At 71.6% G+C, this 23,059-nt stretch carries 17 protein-coding genes; 13 read left to right on the top strand and 4 right to left on the bottom strand.

The annotated features are described in order from the left end of the window. Positions 1-10: 10 nt before the first annotated feature. Positions 11-3,289, bottom strand: coding sequence for a carboxyl transferase domain-containing protein (locus ABZ780_RS22880; protein WP_357487423.1), 3,279 nt, complete (start codon positions 3,287-3,289; stop codon positions 11-13). 16 nt (positions 3,290-3,305) lie between these two features. Beyond that, on the bottom strand, positions 3,306-4,517 hold the full coding sequence (locus ABZ780_RS22885; protein ID WP_357487425.1) for an acyl-CoA dehydrogenase family protein: 1,212 nt from the start codon (positions 4,515-4,517) through the stop codon (positions 3,306-3,308). 179 nt (positions 4,518-4,696) lie between these two features. On the opposite strand from ABZ780_RS22885, the gene ABZ780_RS22890 reads away from it, so the two are divergent. Then, positions 4,697-5,860 carry an acetyl-CoA C-acyltransferase gene (locus ABZ780_RS22890; protein WP_357002401.1) on the top strand — a complete coding sequence of 388 codons (1,164 nt, stop codon included), beginning with the start codon at positions 4,697-4,699 and terminating at the stop codon, positions 5,858-5,860. Positions 5,861-5,864: 4 nt separating this feature from the next. Further along, positions 5,865-8,630 carry an AMP-binding protein gene (locus tag ABZ780_RS22895; RefSeq protein ID WP_357487427.1) on the top strand — a complete coding sequence of 922 codons (2,766 nt, stop codon included), beginning with the start codon at positions 5,865-5,867 and terminating at the stop codon, positions 8,628-8,630. 1 nt (position 8,631) lies between these two features. Here ABZ780_RS22895 and ABZ780_RS22900 read toward each other — a convergent pair whose 3' ends face one another. Then, positions 8,632-9,279 (bottom strand): TetR/AcrR family transcriptional regulator, encoded by a 648-nt coding sequence (locus ABZ780_RS22900; protein WP_357002397.1) that lies wholly within the window; start codon positions 9,277-9,279, stop codon positions 8,632-8,634. Positions 9,280-9,483: 204 nt separating this feature from the next. Here ABZ780_RS22900 and ABZ780_RS22905 point away from each other — a divergent pair, with 204 nt between their 5' ends. The 10 genes from ABZ780_RS22905 to ABZ780_RS22950 all read left to right on the top strand — a co-directional run bounded on the left by ABZ780_RS22905 (position 9,484) and on the right by ABZ780_RS22950 (position 19,200). Then, positions 9,484-10,425, top strand: coding sequence for an ABC transporter permease (locus ABZ780_RS22905; RefSeq protein ID WP_357002395.1), 942 nt, complete (start codon positions 9,484-9,486; stop codon positions 10,423-10,425). Next, positions 10,422-11,615, top strand: coding sequence for a CoA transferase (locus ABZ780_RS22910; RefSeq protein WP_357487429.1), 1,194 nt, complete (start codon positions 10,422-10,424; stop codon positions 11,613-11,615). Before ABZ780_RS22905 ends, ABZ780_RS22910 begins: the two co-directional genes overlap by 4 nt. Continuing rightward, positions 11,612-12,499, top strand: coding sequence for an ABC transporter permease (locus ABZ780_RS22915; RefSeq protein WP_357487431.1), 888 nt, complete (start codon positions 11,612-11,614; stop codon positions 12,497-12,499). The genes ABZ780_RS22910 and ABZ780_RS22915 overlap by 4 nt, the downstream gene beginning before the upstream one ends. Before the next feature lie 54 nt (positions 12,500-12,553). Then, a complete protein-coding gene (locus tag ABZ780_RS22920) occupies positions 12,554-14,089 on the top strand; it encodes an ABC transporter substrate-binding protein (protein ID WP_357487433.1) in 1,536 nt (511 codons plus the stop codon). Further along, complete coding sequence (locus tag ABZ780_RS22925) at positions 14,086-15,090, top strand: ABC transporter ATP-binding protein (RefSeq protein ID WP_357487435.1); 1,005 nt, start codon at positions 14,086-14,088, stop codon at positions 15,088-15,090. The genes ABZ780_RS22920 and ABZ780_RS22925 overlap by 4 nt, the downstream gene beginning before the upstream one ends. Continuing rightward, entirely contained in the window at positions 15,087-15,845 is a 759-nt protein-coding gene (locus ABZ780_RS22930) for an ABC transporter ATP-binding protein (protein WP_357487436.1), read from the top strand. The genes ABZ780_RS22925 and ABZ780_RS22930 overlap by 4 nt, the downstream gene beginning before the upstream one ends. 3 nt (positions 15,846-15,848) lie before the next feature. Then, positions 15,849-16,448, top strand: a complete 600-nt coding sequence (locus ABZ780_RS22935; protein WP_357002382.1) for a nitroreductase family protein — start codon at positions 15,849-15,851, stop codon at positions 16,446-16,448. Then, positions 16,445-17,521, top strand: coding sequence for an acyl-CoA dehydrogenase family protein (locus tag ABZ780_RS22940; RefSeq protein WP_357487438.1), 1,077 nt, complete (start codon positions 16,445-16,447; stop codon positions 17,519-17,521). Before ABZ780_RS22935 ends, ABZ780_RS22940 begins: the two co-directional genes overlap by 4 nt. Beyond that, complete coding sequence (locus ABZ780_RS22945) at positions 17,518-18,234, top strand: tyrosine-protein phosphatase (protein ID WP_357487440.1); 717 nt, start codon at positions 17,518-17,520, stop codon at positions 18,232-18,234. The genes ABZ780_RS22940 and ABZ780_RS22945 overlap by 4 nt, the downstream gene beginning before the upstream one ends. A gap of 141 nt (positions 18,235-18,375) precedes the next feature. After that, positions 18,376-19,200, top strand: coding sequence for a phenylalanine--tRNA ligase beta subunit-related protein (locus tag ABZ780_RS22950; RefSeq protein ID WP_357487441.1), 825 nt, complete (start codon positions 18,376-18,378; stop codon positions 19,198-19,200). A 91-nt stretch (positions 19,201-19,291) separates the two neighbouring features. On the opposite strand, the gene ABZ780_RS22955 is transcribed toward ABZ780_RS22950, so the two are convergent. Beyond that, complete coding sequence (locus tag ABZ780_RS22955) at positions 19,292-20,803, bottom strand: PLP-dependent aminotransferase family protein (protein ID WP_357487443.1); 1,512 nt, start codon at positions 20,801-20,803, stop codon at positions 19,292-19,294. Between the two features lie 355 nt (positions 20,804-21,158). Here ABZ780_RS22955 and ABZ780_RS22960 point away from each other — a divergent pair, with 355 nt between their 5' ends. Next, complete coding sequence (locus tag ABZ780_RS22960) at positions 21,159-22,985, top strand: alpha/beta hydrolase-fold protein (protein WP_357487445.1); 1,827 nt, start codon at positions 21,159-21,161, stop codon at positions 22,983-22,985. Positions 22,986-23,059 lie beyond the last annotated feature (74 nt).

A 23,059-nucleotide genomic window follows, 5' to 3' on the forward strand; every position in this document is an offset into this window, starting at 1 on the left:
GCCGGCCCGGTCACCATGCGGGGACCAGGGGCCGCTTCTTCCCGGCCCGGGGCGCCGGCGGCGGTGCCGCGTCCAGCACACCAGTGATCCGGTCCCGGGTCTGCGCCGGGTCGATCACGTCGTCCACTTCGAACACGCTGGCGATGTTCAGTGCGCTGCCTCGCTCGTACATCTGCGCCACCAGCCGCTGGTAGAGCGCCTCGCGCTCGTCCGGGTCGGCGACCGCGTCCAACTCCTTGCGGTAGCCGAGACGCACCGCGCCCTCCAGGCCCATTCCGCCGAACTCGCCGGTTGGCCAGGACAGGGTCAGCTCCGGCTCGTAGAAGCCGCCCCGGGCCATGGCCTGCGCGCCCAACCCGTACCCCTTGCGCAGCACCACTGTCACCATCGGCACGGTCAGGCTGGCCCCGGCCAGGAACATCCGACCGAAGTGCCGCACCTGCGCGGTCTCCTCGGCCGCCGGGCCGACCATGAAGCCCGGCGTGTCGCAGAGCGAGACGATCGGCAGGTCGAACGCGTCGCACAACTCCATGAACCGGGCCGCCTTGCTGCCGCCCTCGGCGTCGATCGCGCCGCCGAGGTGGCGCGGGTTGTTGGCGATGAGCCCCACCGGGCGGCCCGCTATCCGGATCAGCGCGGTGATCATCCCGACGCCGTGCTCGCGCCGGAGTTCCAGCACCGAGTCCCGGTCGGCCAGCGTGTCGATCACGGTACGGACGTCGTACGTCCGCCGCCGGTTCTCCGGCACCGCGTGGCGCAACGCGCGCTGGTCCGGCTCCTCCCAGGTGTCGAGCCGGCCCTGGAAGTAGGAGAGATACTGACGGGTGGCGCGCACGGCCGCCGCGTCGTCCGGAACCACCAGGTCGACCACGCCGTTGACGGCGTGTACCGAGGTCGGCCCGATCTCCTCCGGGCGGTACACGCCGAGGCCGCCACCCTCGATCATCGCCGGCCCGGCCATCCCGATGTTGGCGTCCGGGGTGGCCACGATGAAGTCGCTGCACGCGACCAGTGCGGCGTTGCCGGCGAAGCACTTGCCGGTCACCACCGACACCGTCGGCACCAGCCCGCTGAGCCGGGCGAGCAGGGCGAACGCGCGGGTGTCCAGGTTGGCCACGCCCGGGTTCTCGGTGTCGCCCGGCCGACCGCCCCCACCCTCGGCGAACATGACGACCGGCCAGCGGTTGCGTTCGGCCAGTTCGAAGAGCCGGTCCTTCTTGCGGTGCCCGTTGTAGCCCTGGGTGCCGGCCAGCACGGTGTAGTCGTAGGCCATCACCACGCAGCCGGCGCGGTTGATCTGGCCGACGCCGGCCACCAGACCGTCGGCGGGGGTCCGGTCGATCAGGTCGTCGAGGCTGCGCCGGGCCCGCTGACCGGCGAGGACCAGCGAGCCGTACTCGGCGAAGCTGCCCGGGTCGCAGAGGTCGGCGAGGTTCTCCCGGGCGGTGCGGTGCCCGCGGCCGTGCCGCTTCGCCACGGCGTCCGGCCGCGCCTCGTCGCGGGTCTTGTGCTGCCGGTCCAGGACGCGCCGCAGGTCGGGGCGGATCAGGTCCGGGTCGGCCTCGGTGACGGTGTCCACCGCCGTCGCCGCGACCTCGCCGGCCAGCAGCGAGGCGAGCACCGTGCCGGGGTGCACGGTCTGGCCGACGGTGACCAGCAGCCGGTCCACCACGCCGCTCACGCCGGCCTCGACCTGGTGCTCCATCTTCATCGCCTCGAGCACGACCAGGACGGACGTCGCGGTCACCTGGTCGCCCTCGACCGCCGGGACCGCGATGACCGTGGCCTCCATCGGCGCCCGAACCGCGATCCCGTCCTCGTCCCGCTCCGGCTCGAGTGCGACGGCCGGGTCGGCGTCGACGCCCGAGAACCACAGCGGCTCGCCATCCGGCGCGGCGGTCAGGTCGGCGGCGTGCTCGTCGAGGAAGGCGGTGGTGGCGGTCCCGTCGGTCACCTCAGCCCGTCGCAGAAGCCGCCCGAGTACGCCGATGTTCGTGTCCACGCCCTCGACGCGGAACTCCGCGAGCGCCCGGGACGCCTTGCGCCGCAGCACGGCCGGGTCACCGCCGGGTTCGTGGACGACCACCTTGGCCAGCAGAGAGTCGTACCCGGTGCCGACCCGGTAGCCGGCGTAGCCGTGGGTGTCGGTGCGTACGCCCCGGCCGGCGGGCGGGTCGAAGGCGGTGAGTACGCCGGTGGCGGGCAGGCTGCCACCGTCCGGGCGGGCCGTCTCGGTGGTCACCCGCAGCTGGATCGCCGTTCCGGCCGGCTCCGGCGCGGGACCGGCCAGACCGATCGCGGCCAGGGTCGCCCCGGCCGCCAGGCGCAGCTGGATCTCCACCAGGTCGACGCCGAACACCTGCTCGGTGACCGTGTGCTCGACCTGCAACCGCGGATTGGCCTCCAGGAAGACGAAGTCGTCCTTGCCGACCAGGAACTCGACCGTGCCGACCCCGCGGTAGCGCAGACCGGTGGCCAGGCGTACCGCCGCACTGTGCAACGCGTCGCGCAGCTCCGGGGTCAGCCCGGGCGCCGGGGCGAGTTCCACCACCTTCTGCCGGCGTCGTTGCAGGCTGCAGTCCCGGTCACCGAGGGCGACGGCCGCGCCGGTCCCGTCACCGACGATCTGCACCTCGATGTGCCGGCGGCCGGTGAGCAACCGCTCGGCGTAGAGGGTGCCGTCGCCGAACGCGCCGAGCGCCTCGGACCGGCAGCGCTCGAACGCGGCGGCCAGATCGGCCGGGTCGGTGACCGGTCGCATTCCGCGTCCGCCGCCCCCGGCCACGGCCTTGAGCATGATGCCCTCCGGCGCGCCGGCCAGGAACTTCGCCGCTTCGTCCGGCGTGGCCGGCCCGGTCGCCGGCACCACGGGGATACCGGCCGACTCCGCCGTCGCGCGGGCCGCGGTCTTGTCGCCCAGCACCCGCAGCACCTGCGGTGCCGGGCCGACGAACACCAGCCCGGCCTCGGCGCAGCGGCGGGCGAACTCGGCGTTCTCGCTCAGGAACCCCCAGCCGGGGTGCAGGGCCGTGGCGCCGGCCGCGTGGGCGGCCTCGATCAGCGCGTTCTGATCGAGGTACGCGCCGACTCCGGCGCCGGGCAGCGGCACCGCCTGGTCCGCCCGGCGTACGTGCAGGCAGCGGTCGTCGTCGGCGGCGTACACCGCCACCGACGGTACGGCGAGGTCGGCGAGCGTCCGCAGCACACGGACGGCCACCTCGCCCCGGTTTGCCACCAGCACGCGATCCGGGTAGATCCCCACGGTCAGCTCCTCTGCGTTGTCGCCCACGCCGTCATCGTCCCGGTCAGGCTGATGTCTGAGCCTTCAGCTCCGCGCGGGCGATCGAGCGCCGGTGCACCTCGTCCGGGCCGTCGGCGAAGCGCAGCGTGCGCTGGTGGGCGTACATGCTGGGCAGTGGGGTGTCCGGGCCGAGGCCGGCGGCGCCGAACGCCTGGATGGCGTGGTCGAGCACGCGGAGCGCGACGTTGGGAGCGATGACCTTGATCCCGGAGATCTGGGTCCGGGCGGCCTTGTTGCCCTGGGTATCCATCAGCCAGGCGGTGTAGAGCGTGTAGAGCCGTGCCTGGTCGATCTCGATCCGCGCGTCGGCGATCCACCGCTGGATCTGGCCCTGCTCGGAGAGCGGGCCGCCGAACGCCACCCGGGACGTCACCCGCTGGCAGAGCAGCTCCAGGGCGCGCTCGGCCGCCCCGATCGAGCGCATGCAGTGGTGGATCCGGCCCGGTCCGAGCCGCGCCTGGGCGATCGCGAAGCCGCCGCCCTCCTCGCCCAGCAGGTTCGTCACCGGCACCCGGACGTTTTCGAACGTGATCTCGCAGTGCCCCTCCTGATCCTGGTAGCCCATGACGGTGAGGCTGCGGACGAGGGTGACGCCGGGGGTGTCCAGCGGCACGAGGACCATGCTCTGCTGCCGGTAGGTGGGGCCGTCGGGGTCGGTTTTGCCCATCACGATGGCGAGCTTGCACCGGGCGTCGCCGGCTCCGGAGATCCACCACTTGTGGCCGTTGATGACGTACTCGTCGCCGTCGCGGACGATCGAGCACTGGATGTTGCGGGCGTCGGAGCTGGCCACTGCCGGTTCGGTCATCGCGAAGCAGGAACGGATCTCGCCCTCCAGCAGCGGCTGGAGCCACTGCTTCTGCTGCTCCTCGGTGCCGAACATGGTGAGCAGTTCCATGTTCCCGGTGTCCGGGGCCGAGCAGTTCAGCGCCTGCGAGGCGATGTGCGAGCGGCCCAGGATCTCGGCCAGCGGCGCGTAGTCGAGGTTCGACAGGCCCTCGGTCCATTGGGTCTTGTGCGGCAGGAACAGGTTCCACAGGCCGCGGGTGCGCGCCTCGCGCTTCAGCTCCTCCATCACCGGAGGGAAGAAGTGCGGGTCGCCGCTGTCGGCGAGCTGTTGCCGGTACACCGGCTCGGCCGGATAGACGCACTCGTCCATGAACGTCAGCAGGGTTTCTCGCAGGGCGGCGGAGGTGGGCGAGTAGGCGAAGTCCACGGGGAGCTCCAAGCGTCGTCGAGCGGACCGGTCGGAAGCGGAGGTGAGTCCGGGTCTCCGACGATCCGGATGGTTGCGTCGGCCCGGTCCCGGTGCTCAAATTAGATCCGACGTCGACGTCGGCGTCAAGAAATCGGACAGGTCCGTTCGCGGGCCTTTTCGCGACGAATGGAGACGACGTGGCGCCAGCCCGGGAAGCAGTCATCGTGGCCACGGCACGGACGCCGGTCGGTCGTGCCCACAAGGGGTCGCTCCGTCAGGCACGGCCGGACGACCTGGCCGGATTCGCCATCGCGCAGGTCCTGGAGAAGGTCCCCGCGGTCACCCCCGACCAGATCAGCGACGTGATCGTCGGCACCGCGAACCCGGCGGGGGAGCAGGGCCTGAACATCGGTCGACTGGCCGCGCTGCTGGCCGGGCTCCCCGACACCGTCACCGGCACCACCGTCAGCCGGGGGTGCGCCTCCTCGCTGGACGCGATCCGGATCGCGGCCAACGCGATCATGGCCGGCGAGGGCGACGTGTACGTCGCGGGCGGCGTCGAGAGCGTCTCCCGGACCTCCAGCGCGCACATCGACGACGCGGCCATGAACCCCCGGTTCGGCGTCGACCTCCTGCCGGACGCGTACATCACGATGGGGCGTACGGCGGAGAACGTGGCCGAGCGGTTCGACATCTCCCGCGCCCGGATGGACGAGTACGCCAAACTCTCCCAGGACCGCGCTGTCGCCGCCCGCGACCGCGGCTTCTTCGCCCGGGAGATCAGCCCGTACACGCTGGCCGACGGCACGTTCGTGGAGCAGGACGACTGCCCGCGCGCCAACGTCGACCTCGACGTGCTGGCCGGACTTCCCACCCCGTTCAAGGTGGACGGGCGGGTCACGCCCGGCAACTCCTGCCCGCTCAACGACGGCGCGGCGGCCGTCGTGGTGATGTCCGCCGAGCGTGCCCGCGACCTGGGGATCGAGCCCATGGCGCGGATCCTGGGCTGCGCGATCACCGGCCTGGAACCGGAGATCATGGGAGTCGGCCCGATCGAGGCGGTGCGCCGGCTGCTCGACCGCACCGGGCTGACCGTCCGGGACGTCGACGTGCTGGAGCTCAACGAGGCGTTCGCGGCGCAGGTGCTGGCGGTCGTGGACGCCCTGAAGATCTCGGTGGAGGACCAGCTCAACCCGCACGGCGGCGCGATCGCCCTGGGTCACCCCTTCGGCATGACCGGTGCCCGGATCATGACCACGCTGCTCAACGGGCTCGAGGCCACCGGCGGTACGGTCGGCGTCGAGACGATGTGCGTCGGCGGCGGGCAGGGGATGGCCATGGCTGTCGAGCGGATGGCGTGACGCGATGACGTACCCCACGGCTCACGCGCTGCGGTGGCCGGATCGACCGGCCGTCGTGATCGCCGAGACCGGTGAGACCCTCACCTATGGTCAGTTGGACGACGCCTCCCGCCGGCTGGCCCGGGCGATGTGGGACGCCGGCCTGCGTCCGGGCGACCACGTCGCCCTGATGATGGCGAACCACCTCAGCTTCCTGGAGGTGTACTGGGCGGCGATGCGCTCCGGGCTCTTCCTCACCCCGGTCGGCACGTCGCTGACCGCCGAGGAGGCGTCCTGGATCGTCGACAGCTGCGAGGCCAAGGCCCTGGTGGTGGACGCGGCGGCGCCTGCCGCGGGGGCCCTCGCCGCCGCTGCGGGGACGGTGCTGCGGCTGGCGGTCGGTGGCCCGCTGGAGGGCTTCGACGACTACGCCGAGACGCTCGCCAGGTCGTCCGCCGAGCCGCTGGAGCACGAGCCGCTGGGCGTCGCGATGGTGTACAGCTCCGGCAGCACCGGGCGGCCCAAGGGGGTCCGTCGCAAGCTGTCCGGCCGCACCGTGCAGGAGGGGCACCCGCATTTCCTGCGCTGGCTGAGGGAGTTGTGGAAGTTCACCGACGACTCGGTCTTCCTGACTCCGGCCCCGCTGTACCACGCCGCGCCGCTCTCGTTCTCCAGCACCGTCACGGCGGCGGGCGGCACCGTCGTGCTGATGCGCAGGTTCGATGCGGACGCCGCGCTGACCGCGATCGAGCGGTACGGCATCACGCACGCGCTGATGGTGCCCACGATGTTCGTCCGCCTGCTGCGGCTGCCCGCCGACCGGCGCCGGACGGCCGTGCTCGACTCGCTGTCGGTCATGATCCACGGTGCCGGACCGTGCGCCGTCGACGTCAAGCGCCAGATGATCGACTGGCTGGGGCCGATCCTGCTGGAGTACTACGCCGGCAGCGAGGACAACGGCACCACCTTCATCGACTCGCCGGAGTGGCTGGCGCACCCCGGGTCGGTGGGCCGCGCCATCGCCGGCTGCCGCGTGCACATCTGCGGCCCCGAGGGTGACGAGCTGCCGTCCGGACAGGACGGACTGGTGTACTTCGAGTCCGAGGGCGGCCGGTCCGAGTTCGAGTACGTCGGTGGGGCCGACAACTCGGCGGCCCGGCACCCGGTACGCCCGGAGTGGTCCACGCTCGGCGACATCGGGCACCTCGACGACGAGGGCTACCTCTACCTCACCGACCGGCGGGACTATCTGATCATCTCCGGAGGCGTGAACGTCTCGCCGCAGGAGATCGAGAACGCGGTGATCGGTTACGAGCCGGTGGTCGACGTCGCGGTGTTCGGCGTCCCGGACGAGGAGCTGGGTGAGCAGGTCGTGGCGGTGGTCCAGCCGGTCGATCCGACGACCGACCACGACGAACTCGTGGCCGGGTTGCTCGCGTACCTGGCCGGGCGGCTGGCCCGGCACAAGATTCCGCGTTCGGTGTTCGTGGTGGAGGCCCTGCCGCGGCTGCCCACCGGCAAGCTCGCCAAGAACCGCCTGCGGCAGCGGTACCTGCCCGTGCGCGGCCTGGAGACCGGCGTCGGGCTACCGGAGTTCCGAGCCTCCGTACGCGCCTTGCTGCAACGGGAGCTCCCGCCGGGCTGGAGCGGCCTCGGGGCGCTCGGGAGCGACGAACTCCACCCCTGGATCGCGCGCTGGCGCACGGTTCTGGCCCGGCACCGCCTGCTCGCCCCGGGCTGGCCGGTCGAGCACGGCGGGCTCGGTCTGACCCCGGACCAGCAGGTGGTGCTCCAGGAGGAGTTCGCCCGAGCCGGAGTGCCGAGCGGCAGCGGTAACGACCCGTTCGGCATCGACATGCTCGGCAACACGCTGCTCGCGCTCGGAACGCCCGAACAGCAGGCCCACTACCTGCCCCGGATCCTCGACGGCACCGACGTGTGGTGCCAGGGCTTCTCCGAGCCGGGCGCCGGGTCCGACCTGGCCGCGGTACAGACCCGCGCGGTGCTCGGGTCCGACGGGCGCTGGCGGCTCACCGGGCAGAAGATCTGGACCTCGAACGCGCACCTGGCGTCCTGGATCTTCGTGCTGGCCCGCACCGGGACCCGCGCCGATCGGCACCGTGGCCTGACCTTCCTGCTCGTGCCGCTGGACCAGCCGGGCGTCGAGGTCCGCCCGATCCGGCAACTCTCCGGCGCCTCCCACTTCAACGAGGTGTTCCTCACCGACGCGGTGGCCGCCGACGTGGTCGGTGCGGTCGGTGCGGGCTGGGCGGTGGCCATGGCGCTGCTCGGCCACGAGCGCGGGCAGTCCGCCACCACCCAGGCCATCCGCTACCGCGCGGAGTGGGAGCGGCTGGTCCGCACCGCACGCGAGAACGGCATGCTGGAGCGGGCCTGGGTCCGCGACGGCCTGGCCGCCGCGTACGTCCGGATCGAGGTGATGGACGCGCTCGGCCGGCGGCTGGCCGGCGGCGGGCTCACCGGGGTCGACGCGGCAGGGGACGCCGCCCTGTTCAAGTTGCAGTGGAGCGCGCACCACCAGGCGGTGACCGAGCTCGCCCTGGAGATCCTCGGGCCGGAGGCCACCACGCCGACCGGGCGCGTGCTGGAGTTGGGCTACGGCGGCCCGGACGCGGCCGGGGCGCCGATCAGCTCGGCCTCGTGGGTCGACATCTTCTACAACGCCCGACCCGGGACCATCTACGCCGGCACCACGCAGGTGCTGCGCAACGTGGTGGCCGAGCGCCTGCTCGGGATGCCGAAGGAGGTGCGGCCGGCCGGCCCGCCCTGAGTCAGTCTCTCTTGAGCCCGATCGCGTTGGCCCACAACCGGGTCAGGCCGTCGACCGCGGCGTCGAGGTCGAACTCGTAGTCCGGGCCGGCGTCGGCGCCCATCCACAGGTACGCGAACCGGCTGAGCATCGAGGTGAGGGCGACGGCGCTCAGGTGCGGGTCGAGGTCCGGGTCGGCGAAGCCCTCGGCCTGGAGCCTGCGGATCGACCGTTCGGTCCGGCCCATGGTCTGCTGCGCCCGGGACTCGCGGATCGCGTGGATGTCGTCGTTGAACGTCGACACCTGCTCGATGATTGCCATGATCCGGCTGTGCCGGCGGTAGGACTCCAGGTAGCGGCGGTTCGCGGCCTCGATCCGCTGATACGGCGTGAGGTCGGCCGACCCGCTGCGGTGGCCGTCGAACATCTCGGCCTGGATCTGCTCGGCGACGACCCGGAAGATCTCTTCCTTGGAGGAGAAGTACGTGTAGAACGAGCCGTGCGCCAGGCCGACCTCCTTCGCGATGTCGGTGATCCGGGCATCGATGAACCCGTCCCGCTCGAAGACCCGGTGGGCACCCTCCACCAGCTTGGCGCGACGCTCCAGATAGCGCTTCGACTGCGTCGCCGCACCGTCCGGACTCGCCGGCGTGGTGGTCCTGTTGGTCACTCGTCGCCCCATTCGATCTCGTGTCGCCCGGTCGGCCGGGGTCGACCGGCCGTGTGAACCGAATCATAGAAAATCCTGGACATCGGTCCTGCCTCGTCTTAACGTCCTCTCAACGATTCTGACCCCGACGTCAGCGTCAATATAGCTTCCCCTGGTGGGCCCGCGTGTCGGGTCTCCCGGTCCGATGGCGAGAGAGGTGACGGGATGCGCGCCTTCCTGATTCGCAGACTGGCCACCTTCGTGCCCACCCTGCTGCTGATCACCCTGATGGTGTTCGGGCTGCAGCAGATCGTGCCGGGCGGCCCCGCCGAGGCGATCGCGGGCGCGGGATCCACCCAGGAGTCGATCGACGAGATCAACCGGCAGCTCGGGCTGGACCGGCCGCTCGTCGAGCAGTACACGTCCTGGATCGGCAGCCTGGTGCGCGGCGACCTCGGCACCTCCTACTTCAGCCGGGAACCGGTGGACACGCTGCTCGCCCGCCGCCTCGAACCGACCGTGTTGGTGGTGGTCTCGGCGCTCGTGCTGGCCCTGGTGATCGGCGGCGGGGCCGGGCTGTGGGCGGCAGCCCGGCGTCGCCACCTGGACGGCCGTTCGGTGCTCGCGGTGTCCGGCATCGGCCTCGCCGTTCCGGACTTCTGGCTGGCGACGATCGCGGCCGGCTTCATCGGCCTCGACCTGGCACTGCTGCCGGCTGTCGGCTACACGCCGCTCGGCGACGACTGGGTACAGACGATCCGCTCGATCGTGCTCCCGGTGCTGGTGCTCTCCTTCGCCACCGGCGCGCTGGTCTGCCGGCACGTACGCAGCGCGGTCGGCCAGGCGCTGGACAGCGCGCACATCCGGACGGCCTGGGCGATGGGTCTCTCTCCCCGGCAGGTGTACCTCGGCGACGCGTTACGCTCGGCGGCGCCCGCCGTGGTGACCCTGCTGCCGCTGTTGGTGGCCACTCTGGTGGGGGCCTCCGTGGTGGTCGAGAACGTGTTCGCGATCCCCGGGCTGGGCAGCCTGGTCGTGCAGTCGGTCGACAACCGGGACTACGCGACGTTGCAGGGCGCCGTGCTGCTGATGGCGCTGCTGGTGCTCGTCCTCAACTTCGTCGCCGACCTCGTGCTGGCCCGGCTCGACCGGCGGGTGGCGGCGTGAGCGCGGCAACCGGCGCGCTGGCCGACATCCGGGTGATCGAACTCGGCCACGCGATCGCCGGCCCGCACTGCGCGCAGATGCTCGCCGACCACGGTGCGGACGTCGTCAAGGTCGAGCCGCCGGCGGGGGAGATGTCCCGCAACGCCCTGCCGGTCGTGGACGGTCGCAGCGTCTACTTCGCCTCGCACAACCGGGGCAAGCGCAGCGTCTGCCTGGACCTGAAGACCCCGCACGACCGGGAGGCGCTGCTCCGGCTCTGCGACACCGCCGACGTGGTGGTGACCAACTACGGCGCCGACGTGCCGCAGCGACTGGGCTGGTCCTACGACGTGCTGCGGGCCCGTAACCCACGGCTGGTGATGGTGCACGTCACCGGGTTCGGCTCCGGGACGCCCGACGCGCCCCGGGGCGCGTACGACGGCGTGATCCAGGCGATGGGCGGGATCGCCGATCTCACCGGGCATCCCGGCGGCGAGCCGACGTTCGTCGGGGCCTTCGTGGCCGACCATGTGGCCGCCTACCACGCGACAATCGCCGTGCTGATGGCTCTGCGTGAGCGCGAGAGCACGGGCGTCGGAACCTTCGTCGACGTGAGCATGCTCGACTCGTACACCGCCATGCTGGCCCACGAGGTCGGCCTGGCCGCCGCCGGCGTCCCCCGTGGGCGCTGGGGCAACCAGGTCCAGACCGCGTTCGCGACCGTCTTTCCGGCGCGCGACGGGCAGGTCTTCCTGGCCCCACTGGGCGACGCCGCCTGGCAGCGGTTCTGGGCCGTTCTGGGCGGCACCGACGTCAGCTACGACGAGTCCACCGGGCCGGCGCGTGACCGCCTGGAACAGGTGGTCAGTGACTGGACCTCCGGTCGCAGCGTCGCCGAGGTGCTTGGCGCGATGCACGCCGCGGGCGTCGCGGCGGGACCGATGCGCTCGGTCGGGGAGGCGGTCGCGGCGATGGCCGACGCGGCCATGGTGCTGACCGTGGACGGTCCCGACGGCCGCCCGGTGCGGGTGCCCGGCCGCCCGGTGCGGGTCGGCCTCACCGACCGGCCCGGCGCGCTCACCGTGCCGAGGACCGGAGAGCACACCGCGGAACTCCTGACCGAGCTCGGGCTCGCCCCGCGCCAGCAGCAGGACCCGGCCGACCGTGGGCTGGCCGCACCGGTAGCCCGATCGCAGGAGGCACACCGATGACCACGTCGATGGACCCGAGCACCACGGTCACGCCGCCCCGGTTCCGCCCGGGGTCGGCCGCCCGGCGGCCCCGACCGGCCGGCGCCTCGCGTGCCGTCGCCTTCTGGCTCGGCGGCGCGGTCGTCCTGCTGGTGCTGCTGGCCGGTCTGCTCGCGCCCTGGCTGGCGCCGTACGACCCGCTGGCCATCGACCCCTCGAACCCGTACGCCGGGCCGTCCGGCGCGCACTGGCTCGGCACCGACGCGAACGGCCGCGACGTGCTGTCCCGACTGATGCACGGGTCGGCCTCCAGCTTTCGCGGAATCGCCATCACCGTCGGCGTGGCCGGAATCTTCGGCAGCCTCTGGGGCCTGGTCGCCGGCTATGTCGGCGGGCCGGTCGACGAGGTGTTGATGCGGCTCGCCGACGCCGTGATCTCCTTCCCGGGCATCGTGCTCGCCATCGCGATCACCGGCGCGCTCGGCCCCAGCCTGCTCACCGCGATGCTCTCGGTCGGCGTCGTCTTCGCGCCGATCGTCGCCCGGCTGCTGCGCGCCCAGGTGCTGGCGCTGCGGCAGGCGGAGTTCGTGCTGGTGGCCCGCTCACTCGGCGTGCGCGGCTGGCGGATCGCTCTGCGGCATGTGCTGCCCAACGCGATGGGGCCGGTGGTCGTCCAGCTCTGCGGCCTGGCCAGCACCGCACTGATCATCGAGGCCGCTCTCGGATTCCTCGGCCTGGGCGTGCAGCCGCCGGCACCCAGTTGGGGGCCGGACCTGGCCCGCGCCTACGCCGACTTCTACGTCAACCCGTTGCTCACCGTCGCCCCCGGCCTGCTGATCACCGCAACCGCGTTCGCGATCAGCCAGTTCGGAGACGGCCTGCGCGACCGCCTACGGATCGGATGAGCGTCCCACCATCCGGCCCATCCTTCTCACCAATTCCCTCGATGAGGAGCAACTATGACCATCTTCGGCCCACGCCGCCTACCAATCACCGCCCTCGCCGTCGGCATCCTTGTCCTCGCGTCCGCGTCCGCCTGCGGGTCCGGCGAGTCGGGAACCGACTCGTCCGCCGCCGCACCGTTGAAGATCGGCACGGTCAACTTCCCGACCTCGCTGGACCCGACGGTGAGCTCCTCGGGGTACGACTATCCGCACCTCAACCTGGTCTACGACCGGCTGCTGGTCGGTGACCCCAAGACCGGCGAGCTGGGGCCTGGCCTGGCCACCTCGTGGAAGGTCGCGGACGACGGCTCCAAGATCACCCTCGAACTGCGCGACGGCGTCACGTTCTCCGACGGAACGACGATGGACGCCGCCGCCGTGAAGGCGAGCATGGACCGGTTCAAGGCGTCCGCCAACGGCCAGGACATCGCCAGCGTCTCCGCGATCACCGCCGAGGGTGCGAACACCGTGGTGCTCGCGTTGAGCAAGCCGGACTCCTCGATCCCGACGGCGTTGAGTGACCGGGCCGGGATGATCGTCTCACCGACCGCGGTCGAGAAGGAGGGCAAGGACTTCGCCGCCCGTCCGGTCGGAGCCGGGAAGTACACGCTGGAGAGCCTGCAGACCGGCGCTGCCGTCAACTACAAGCGCAACGACGCGTACTGGGGTGACAAGGGCAAGGCGCCCACGCTCAACTGGCAGGTGTTCAAGGACCCGCAGGCCATGGTGACGGCCTTCCAGAGCAATGTCGTCGACGTGGCGATCTCGGTGCCGCCGCTGAGCGTGGAGAAGCTGAAGACGGTGCCGGGCAAGGAGGTGGTGGTCGGTCCCGCGTACTCCGAGACGATGATCAACTTCAACGCCAAGCTGGCGCCGACCGACAAGGTGGAGATCCGGCAGGCGATCAACTACGCGCTCGATCGCGAGGTCATCCGGAAGGCGGCAAGCGGTGAGGCCGCCGAGGTGACCTGGACGGCGCTGCCGCCGACGCACCCGTACCACGACGCGTCGATCACACCCACCTACGCCTACGACGAGGCGAAGGCCAAGGCGCTCGTCGCGCAGGCCACCGGGGGCAAGCGGGTGGCCATGAAGTGCCTGACCTTCCCGGGCCTCAACTACGAGACCAGCGGCCCGATCATCATCGACTCGCTGAAGAAGATCGGCATCGACGTCACCATCCAGTCCGAGACCGCCGCCGCCGCCACCGAGGCCTTCTGGGCCAAGGACCAGGCGCCCTGCTTCCTGTCCGGCTGGACCGGCCACGCCGACCCGGCGATCACCTACGGCCGGTTGCTCAACCCAGACTCCTTCTACAACGCCGGCAAGACCGACTTCGGCACCGCGCAGTTGCAGGAGAAGCTGCTGACCACGTTCGACTTCGCGCCGCGCAAGGCCGCGGCGACCGACCTCGCCAAGAAGGTGGTTGAGGTCGCGCCGTTCGCGCCGCTGTTCACCGTGCCGATGATCGTCGGGCTGTCCGACCAGGTGGCCGGCTATGAGCCGAACGCCAGCGGTCGGCCGGACATGTCGACGGTGGCCCGCAAGTGACAGGCGCGGAGCAGGCGGCCCTGGAGATCCGCGACCTGAGCATCAGGTTCGCGGGGAGCCCCGAGCCCGCGGTGCGGAACGTCTCGTTCACGGTCGGACGCGGTGAGGTCCTCGGTGTGGCGGGGGAGTCCGGCAGCGGCAAGTCCTCCATCGCCCTCGCCGCGCTGGGCCTGCTGCCGCCGGACGCCGAGGTGACCGGAAGCATCCGCCTCGGCGACCAGGAACTGGTCGGGCTCCGGGGCCGCCCGCTCCGCGCGATCCGTGGCCGGAGGATCGCGATGATCTTCCAGGAGAGCGTCTCGGCGCTGCACCCGATGCGCCGGGTGGGTGACCAGATCGTCCGGGTGATCCGTGCCCACCTGCCCGCCAGCCGGACCGAGGCCGGGTCACGCGCGGTGGTGGCGCTGCGCGACGTCCGGCTCGACCCCGACCGGGTCATGAACAGTTACCCGCACGAACTCTCCGGCGGCATGTGCCAGCGGGTGATGATCGCGATGGCGCTCAGCTGCGAGGCCGACGTGGTCCTCGCCGACGAGCCCACCACGGCGCTGGACGTCTCGTTGCAGAAGGACATCCTCGTCCTGATCCGGGAACTGGTCGCCTCGCGTGGGCTGAGCGCCGTCTTCATCAGCCACGACCTGGGTGTCCTCGGCGACGTGAGCGACCGGGTGATGGTGCTCTACCGCGGCGAGGTGAAGGAGGTCGGCGCGGTGGACGCGATGCTGAGCCGGCCGCGACACCCCTACTCGCAGGCGCTGCTCGACTGCGTGCCGCGGCTCGGGGGCAACCGGCTGCGGACGTTCCCGGAAATCACCGCCGACCGGCCGGGCGGCTGGACCGGCGGCGGGTGCAACTACGCCGCCCGGTGCCACCGGGCCGCCGACGACTGCCGGGAGCACCCCGAACTGTGGACCGTCGAGGAGAGCCTGGTGCGGTGCCGGCACCCGCTCGGCGTGGCCGCCCCCGCCGGGAGCGCCGGCCGGACGGAGGCGCTCCGGTGAGCGCGGTCCTGCGGGTCTCGAAGGTGTCCAAGGACTACGGCTCGGGCGCGAAGGCCCATCGGGTGCTCTCCGACGTCAGCCTGGAGTTGGCGCGCGGTGAGGTGCTCGGCGTCGTCGGCGAGTCGGGCTCGGGCAAGTCCACGCTGGGCCGGATCATCGCCGGGTTTCTGCCGCCGACCGAGGGCACCGTCGAGCACCTCGCTGGCGGGCCGCGATCGGTGCAGATGATCGTCCAGGAGTCGGCCGGGGCGTTGAACCCCCGGCTGCCGGTCTGGCGTTCGATGGCCGAGGTTTCCGCCGTGAACCGGCGGTTGTCGCGCCGGTTCCGCGAGCCGTCGATGGAGTACGTCCGATACGTCGGTCTCACTGAGGCCGACGCGGACCGCCGCCCGACACAGCTCTCCGGCGGTCAACGACAACGCGTCTCGATCGCCCGAGCGCTGGCGGCCAAGCCGACGGTGCTGGTCTGCGACGAGGCGGTGTCCTCGCTCGATGTGTCGGTACGCGCCACCGTTCTCAACCTGCTCAACCGGGTCCGGGAGGAGCTCGGCATCGCGATGGTCTTCATCTCGCACGACATCGCCGTCGTCAGCCACCTGGCCGACCGGGTCCTGGTGCTGAGCAACGGCACCGTGATGGAACACGGGCCGACCGAGCAGGTGCTCACCCGGCCCGAGTCGGACTACACCCGCGCCCTGATCTCGGCGACCCCCAGCCTGGAACGCCGCCTGATGAACGCTGCCGAAGGAGCCTGACCGATGGACGTCTTCGAGGTGATCCGGACGACGCGCGCGATGCGGCGGCTGGACCCGACCGCACCGGTCACCGATGAACAACTGTGGACCATTCTGCGCGCGGCCCACTGCGCGCCGTCCGGCGGGAACGCGCAGTGGCTGCGGTGGGTGGTGGTCACCGACGCCGAGCGGCGCGCCCGACTCGGCGAGATCTACCGGGCCTGCTGGGCACCGGTCCGCCGGCGGTACGACGACCGCGTGCCCGACGACCCCGAGGCGGCCGAGCAGCAGGCCCGGATGCTGCGCTCGGCGGACCATCTGGCCGAGCACATGGGCGAGGCACCTGCTCTGATCGTTCCGGTGACGACCGTGGACGAGCCGTCGTCGGTGTACCCGGCGGTGCAGAACCTGATGCTGGCGGCGCGGGCGCTGGGCCTGGGCACGACCCTGACCACCACCCACCGCCACGCCGCCGACGAGGTGCGCGAGGTGCTCGGACTGCCACCGGACGCGATCGCCTGGGCGCTGATCCCGATCGGCGTCCCGACCGGCCGCTGGGGCGAGGCCCGCCGACGTCCGGTGGAGTCCGTCGTCTACTGGGACACCTGGGAGGCGACCCGGTGAGCGACGACCAGGCCGACTTCCGCCGGTCGCTGCGCGGCTTCCTGGCGAAGGCGTCACCGGAGTCCGAGGTACGGCGGCTGATGGAGGACCCGGTCGGCTTCGATCCCGCCATCTGGCAGCGGATGGCGGTCGAGCTCGGGCTGCCCGGCGTGGCCATTCCCGAGACGTACGGCGGGCAGGGGTTCGGCGGCGCGGAGCTGCGGCTCGTGTTCGAGGAACTCGGTCGCGTCCTGTACGGCGGCCCGTACTTCGCCACCGTGGCCCTCGGGGCCGAACTGCTGCTGCGGCTCGGCGACGAGCTGGCCTGCTCGGACTGGTTGCCACGGATCGCCGACGGGTCCCTGCGAACGGCCGTCTCCCTGCGGGGCGACCTGCGGGGCCGGGCCGGTCAGGACGGCACGTGGCTGGTCGATGGCACGGCGACGCACGTCGTCAACGCCGAGGCGGCGGCACTCCTGCTCGTGGTTGCCCGGACCGTTGACGGCGTCGACGTTCTGGCGGTGGACCCGGCCGAGGTGGGGGTGACCGTGGAACCGTCCCCCGTGCTGGACCCGACCCGCCGGCAGGCGGTGGTGCGGTTCAGCTCCGTCCGGGCACGGCGGCTCGGCCGGCCGGGGCAGGCGGGCGCGGTGGTGGACCGGGTGCGGGACCAGGCGATGGTCGCGCTGGCCGCGGAGCAGACCGGCGGCGCGGCCCGCGCGTTGGAGCTGATGGTCGAGCACGCGTTGACCCGGGAGCAGTTCGGCCGCCCGGTGGGAGGTTTCCAGGCGATCAAACACCTGTGTGCCGAGCGCCTGCTCGACGTGGAATCGATGCGGTCGCTCGTCCTCGCGGTGGACGACACCCTCGCCGACGACGCCTTCGCCGTCCAGGCCCGGACCGTGCGGTCGTTCTGTTCCGAGGCGTACTTCCGGGTCACCGCCACGGCCGTGCAGGTGCACGGCGGCATCGGCTTCACCTGGGAGCATCCGATCGGCCTCTACTTCAAGCGGGCCAAGAGCAGCGAGTTGCTGTTCGACGGGCCGGCCACGCAGCGGGAGGAACTCATCGACCACCTGCTCGCCGTCCGATGAGCGTCCACGCGCCGCTGAACTTCCGGGATCTCGGTGGCCTGCCGACCGTCGAGGGTGGGCGGGTGCGCCCCGGCGCGATCTACCGCAGCGCCACCCCGGTGTTCCTCGACCCGGACCAGGCGCAGACCTTCCGCGAGACGACAGGCATCCGCATCAGGATCGACCTGCGGGGCCGCCGGGAGATCGCCGAGACCAGCGAACGGGACCGGCTCACCGACGGGCTGCGGATCATGCATCTGCCGTTCGGCCGATCGAGCCTGCGGCCGATCCATCCGGACCCCAGTGTGCGCCTGGCCGAGCACTACGCCGACATGCTCGTGGTGTCCGCACCGACGATCATTACGGCGGTACGGCACGCGGTGGACGCCCGCGAGAATCCCCTGCTCGTGCACTGCACAGCGGGCAAGGACCGCACCGGCGTTGTCGTCGCCGTGCTGCTCGCCGCGCTCGGAGTGCACCCGCGCAACGTGGTCGAGGACTACGCGCGTACCCGGGAACACCTGGTCGCCATCCGGAACCAGACGCGGGTCCTACCGGCCTGGGAGAAGCGGATCGCGAGCCTCCCCGAGGAGGCGCACACCGCCGAGCCGGCCACCATGGAGCACTTCCTGACGCTGGTGCAGGAGCGGCACGGCGGCGTCGCCACCTGGCTGGCGGCGCGGGGCTTCGGCGCCGACGACCTCAAGGCCCTGAAGGCCACCCTGGTGGAGTAGGCCGGCACCGAGCGGTCACCCGACGACGGCTACGTGATGGGGATTGGCCTCACCGGATCACCCCGGATTGGCCACACCCGGTGGCCGCACCGCTGCGTACGGTCGGTCCGACCACAGGACCCGAACTCCACGAGGATCACGATGACCCAGCTCAGCGACGGTGCGGCCACCCTCACCATACGCATCGACGACCGGGTGCTGACCGCGGTGCCGGACTACGTGCTCGGCGTGCTCGCCATACCGGCCGTCGAGGTCGCGCCGGCGCCTCCCGCCGTGTCGGCGCTGCTGACGGCCGCCGAGGACGCGCTGCACGCGGCGGGCCTGGACAAGGCCGGGGTGGCGGGGCTGCCGGGCATCGCCGCGTGGCGGGACGCGTACCGGGCGGTGGGGGTGAACCCGAACAGGTTCCCGTGCGCCGCCGAGTCGATCGCCCGCCGGGTGGCCAAGGGAGATCGACTGCCCCGGATCAACGCCCTGGTCGATCTCTGCAACGCGGTCTCGCTCGGCGCGGCGCTGCCGGTGGCCTCGTGCGCGGTCGACGGCTTCGCCGACCTCGTCGTCCGGCCGGCCGACGGCACCGAGACGTACCTGCCGCTCGGCGCGCCCGACGCGCCCGAGCAGCCCGAGCCGGGCGAGGTCGTCTACGCGGACGCCGACGGGCGGGCCCACTCGCGGCGCTGGAACTGGCGGCAGGGCCACCTGGTCCGCACCGATCTGGGCCGGCACCGGCTGCTGCTCACCGTCGAGTCGGCGCACCCCGGCGGCCGGGCGGAGGTGACGGACGCGCTGGCCCGGCTCGCGGCCGTCCTCGACGAGCTGGCCGACGGCGCGCGGCAGGAGGACGACGCGCGGCAGGAGGCGGTGCTCGACGGCACGACGACCAGCGTGGTCCTGCGCACCGCCGGCCCGTCCACCGGCGGCGGGCCGCTCAGCCCCGCCGGCACCCACCGTGGGAGCCGCCCGTGAACCGCGCGATCCTGGTGATCTACCGGCCGGCGGCCGGCCGGTACGCGGCCCAGTTCCGCAGCGTGGTCGCCGCCACCGAACCGGCCCCGCTTCACCGAGCCGTCACGGCCCGCACCGCGGCGGCCAGCAGCGCCACACCCTTGGTGATCCGGGCGGTCGGCAGTGCCGCGTACCCGATCAGGAAGGTTGGTTCGGTCGGTGGCCGGGTGACGAAGTAACCCGAGGCCGGGTAGACCCGGACGCCCCGCGCGGCGGCGGCGCGCACGATCTCCGCCTCGTCGGCGTCGGGCGCGCCGCCCAGGGTCACCAGCACGTGCAGCCCGGCCGCCGTACCGGAGATTCGCGCCCCCGCGCCGAAGTGCTCGTGGAGCGCCTCCAGCAGCCGGGCGCGTCGCTGCCGGTAGAGGCGGTCCATCCGGCCGATGTGCCGGGCGTACGCGCCGGAGGAGATGAACTCGGCCAGCGCCTCCTGGGTCAGGGTAGGGCTCAGCCGATCGGTGATCCACTTGACGCCGAGGAAGGACCGGACGAGGTGCGGCGGCAGCACCGCGTACCCGATGCGCAGTGAGGGGAAGAGGGTCTTGCTGAAGCTGCCGACGTAGGCCACGTCCGCGTCCTGCGGATCGGCGGCCAGCGATGGGAGTCGCTCCTCGACGAAGGTGAACTCGTTGTGGTAGTCGTCCTCCAGCACCGTCGCGGCGTGTTCGCGGGCCCAGCGCAGAAGCGCCCGTCGCCGCCGGTCGGACATGATGAACCCGGTCGGGAACTGGTGCGACGGGGTGACGTAGACCAGGCGTACCCGGGCGGGGTCGAGGCCGTGCTCGCGGACCCGGCAGTCGATCTCGTCGACCAGCAGGCCCTCCTCGTCGACAGCGACCGGCACCACCGCGGCCCGCGAATAGCCGAAGATCTGGCGCAGCACGGTGTGGCTCGGGTCCTCGATGACCACCACGTCGCCGGGGCCGACGAGCAGCCGCACCAGGATGTCCATGGCCTGGGTGGCGCCGCTGGTCACCACCGTGTTCTCGCGGGTGGCGTCGAGTGCCCGGCTACGGCGCAGCAGCGCCGTGATCTCGGTACGCAACGACGGGGAGCCCTCGGCCGCGCCGTAGCCCAGCGCCGCCGCGTCGGCCCGGCTCACCGCGTCGGCGAGCGACTGCCGCCACCGGGTGATCGGGAAGCTGGCCAGCGCCGGGGTGCCGTGCCGGAAGTCGTACGTCCCGTCCGGCCGGTGCATCGGTGCCGGTTCCCAGGGTTTCCACAGCGGACTGCCGGCGTCGGTGGGCAGTGGCGGCTCGGGCCAGAGGTGCGCGCGGGTGCCGCGCTGGGCGGGTGGCGGCGCGTCGGGCAGGGCGCCGCTGACCCGCGTGCCGGATCCGCGCCGTGAGGTGAGCACCCCGTTGGCCCGCAGCAGTTCGTACGCCCGGGTCACCACCGTCCGGGAGACCCGGAGTTGGTGTGCCAGTTCGCGGCTGGGCGGCAGCGGGTCGCCGGGGCGCAGCCGACCGGCGCGCACGGATCTGCTGATCTGGTCGTAGAGCTGCTGCTGCAACGGGACCGGGCTGTCACGGTCCAGCGTGACGAGGAGCTGGGACGAACTCACCTGCGCATGCTCCCCCGATCGACGCCGGTCCCTGAGTCTAGCCAGGGGTCGGCGTGTCGGGGGTGACTTCGTCGATGCCGTGACCAGGAGTAACCCGAGGCCGCGACGGCCCCGAGATCCCTTGACACCGGAAGGAGCGCCCCGCCACACTACCTGTGCTAATTCGATTTAGCTGAATACCAGGTCCACCGGAGCATCGGCGCGGGTCACGTCATTGATTGAGGGAACCCGCGCGGCCCAGGAGGGAGCTTTTCCCAGCTCAAGGCCGCGATTTGAGACTACAAAGGAGTGTGCTCAGTTGAGGAAGGCGATCGGAAGGCGCCGGCTCAGGCGTGCGATCTCGATGCTCGCGTTCGTGTCACTCGGTGCGGGCGCCATCGTCTCGGCGCCGGCTGCCGCCGCAGCCGGACCCGCGATTGTGCAGGGCGCGACCGTCAAGGCGGATCCCGCTTCACCGACCGGATACACCGCGAAGTTCGTCTACCACAATCCCAACGCCACGCAGGTCCGCCTTGCCGGGGACCTGACTCTGCTCGACGTCAACACCGGCAACACGCGGTATCAGCCGGAAGCGTGGCAGCCGGGGCGCTACCACTCTGGAGGCACCGAGTTCCTCAGGGACATGACCAGAGACTCGTCGGGATACTGGTCGGTCTCGGTCCCGCTGCACGCCGGAAGCCTCAGCTACTGGTACCGGGTCTGGGACCCGACTCAGGGTTGGGTCAACAAGCGCATCTGGGATCCCGCCTCGACGAACCCTCGCCCCCCGGGCGAGTCCTCGTTCCGCGTCAGGAACAACGACGTCCTCGATGCCGTGTACGTGCCGTACGCCAGGAAGCAGAACGACCCGGTGCTGAAGGAGCGTGCGGAGTACGAGCTGCCGATGGCGGACCGCTCGCGACGGGGCACCGTCCAGTACGTCCCCTACACCACGATCCTGGGCGACAGTGGCCATTACCTCGGCGTCTACCTGCCGCCCAACTACGATGCCAACCGCGCCGAACCGTACAAGGTCGCGTATCTCGCCCACGGCATCTTCGGTGACGAGACCGACTTCATGGTCCCCGCGAATGTCCCGAACATCCTGGACAACATGACGGCGAAGGGCGAGATCGAGCCGACGGTGGTGGTCACGATGGGGAACCACTTCACGGGCACCAGCCTCGGGTTCGCCTCGTACAACCAGACGAACGCCGCGAACAACCTGGTCCAGACGATCCTTCCGCTCGTCGAAGCGAGCTACAACGTCTCGACCGAGCGTTCGGGGCGCGCCTACGGCGGGTTCTCCTACGGCGGGATGACGGGTGGCGTGGTTATCAGGAACTACCCGACCACGTTCGGTTTCTATGGACACTTCTCCGGTAATCCGTCCCTCACCGCGCAGGACTACGACAACATCGCGGGCGCGGTCGGGGATGACGGCCTCTTCGTGTTCCTCGGCAACGGTGTCTTCGAGGGCAACCTCAACGCCCAGAACGCCATCGCGAACAACTTCCGGGCACGCGGGTTCGCCGCCGAGACGACCCAGGTCCCCGGCGCGCACGACGGGATGACGGCGGGCCAACTGTTCACGATCTTCGCCCGGGACCACCTGTGGTCGGGGGTCGACTCCGTGTCGGTGACGCCCCCGACCGAGACGTTGACGCGGGGCTGGAACTGGGTCAGGCAGTTCAACGCCCAGGTGACGACCAACGACGGTGTGAGCCCCGCGGTGACGTGGTCGGTCACGGGAGCGACCTCAGCGGCAACGACCATCTCCGCGGATGGTCTGCTCTCGGTGGCCGCTGACGAGACCGCCTCGGCGCTCACTGTCGTGGCGACGTCGGTGGTCGACCCGACCAAGGCAGGCTCGGCCCAGGTCACCATGACGGCCCCGGGCACGGCACGGGTCGTGGTCAAGGCGAAGGCCGCCCCCGCGTCGATCGTCCGGGGTGGAACGTTCACGCTGAACGTCGATGTGCGGGCGCAGACCCAGCACAAGAAGGCGCCGAAGGTGACCGGTGAGGTGGCCGTCACCTTCGGCGGCAGCACGCGGGTGGTTGCGCTGACCGACGGCGCGGCCGTCATCGAACTGCCGACCGCCGGGCTGTCAGCAGGGGGGTACCCGGTCCACGTCGCCTACTCCGGTGACGCGACCTACGCTCCCGCCGCAGCGGCCCATCAGCAGCTGCGGGTTCGGTAGTCAGCAGGCGTGGGGCGACGTACGGCAGAAGCGGTTGGAGGAGTCCTGAGCACGCTACGCGTCGGACTGCGCTG

This window comes from Micromonospora sp. NPDC047467, assembly GCF_040643095.1.
Lineage (GTDB): Bacteria > Actinomycetota > Actinomycetes > Mycobacteriales > Micromonosporaceae > Micromonospora.

Coding starts and splice junctions, on each gene's coding strand:
- ABZ780_RS22895 (WP_357487427.1), top strand. CDS start 5,865: ATGACGTACCCCACGGCTCACGCGCTGCGGTGGCCGGATCGACCGGCC.
- ABZ780_RS22905 (WP_357002395.1), top strand. CDS start 9,484: ATGCGCGCCTTCCTGATTCGCAGACTGGCCACCTTCGTGCCCACCCTG.
- ABZ780_RS22915 (WP_357487431.1), top strand. CDS start 11,612: ATGACCACGTCGATGGACCCGAGCACCACGGTCACGCCGCCCCGGTTC.
- ABZ780_RS22920 (WP_357487433.1), top strand. CDS start 12,554: ATGACCATCTTCGGCCCACGCCGCCTACCAATCACCGCCCTCGCCGTC.
- ABZ780_RS22935 (WP_357002382.1), top strand. CDS start 15,849: ATGGACGTCTTCGAGGTGATCCGGACGACGCGCGCGATGCGGCGGCTG.
- ABZ780_RS22945 (WP_357487440.1), top strand. CDS start 17,518: ATGAGCGTCCACGCGCCGCTGAACTTCCGGGATCTCGGTGGCCTGCCG.
- ABZ780_RS22950 (WP_357487441.1), top strand. CDS start 18,376: ATGACCCAGCTCAGCGACGGTGCGGCCACCCTCACCATACGCATCGAC.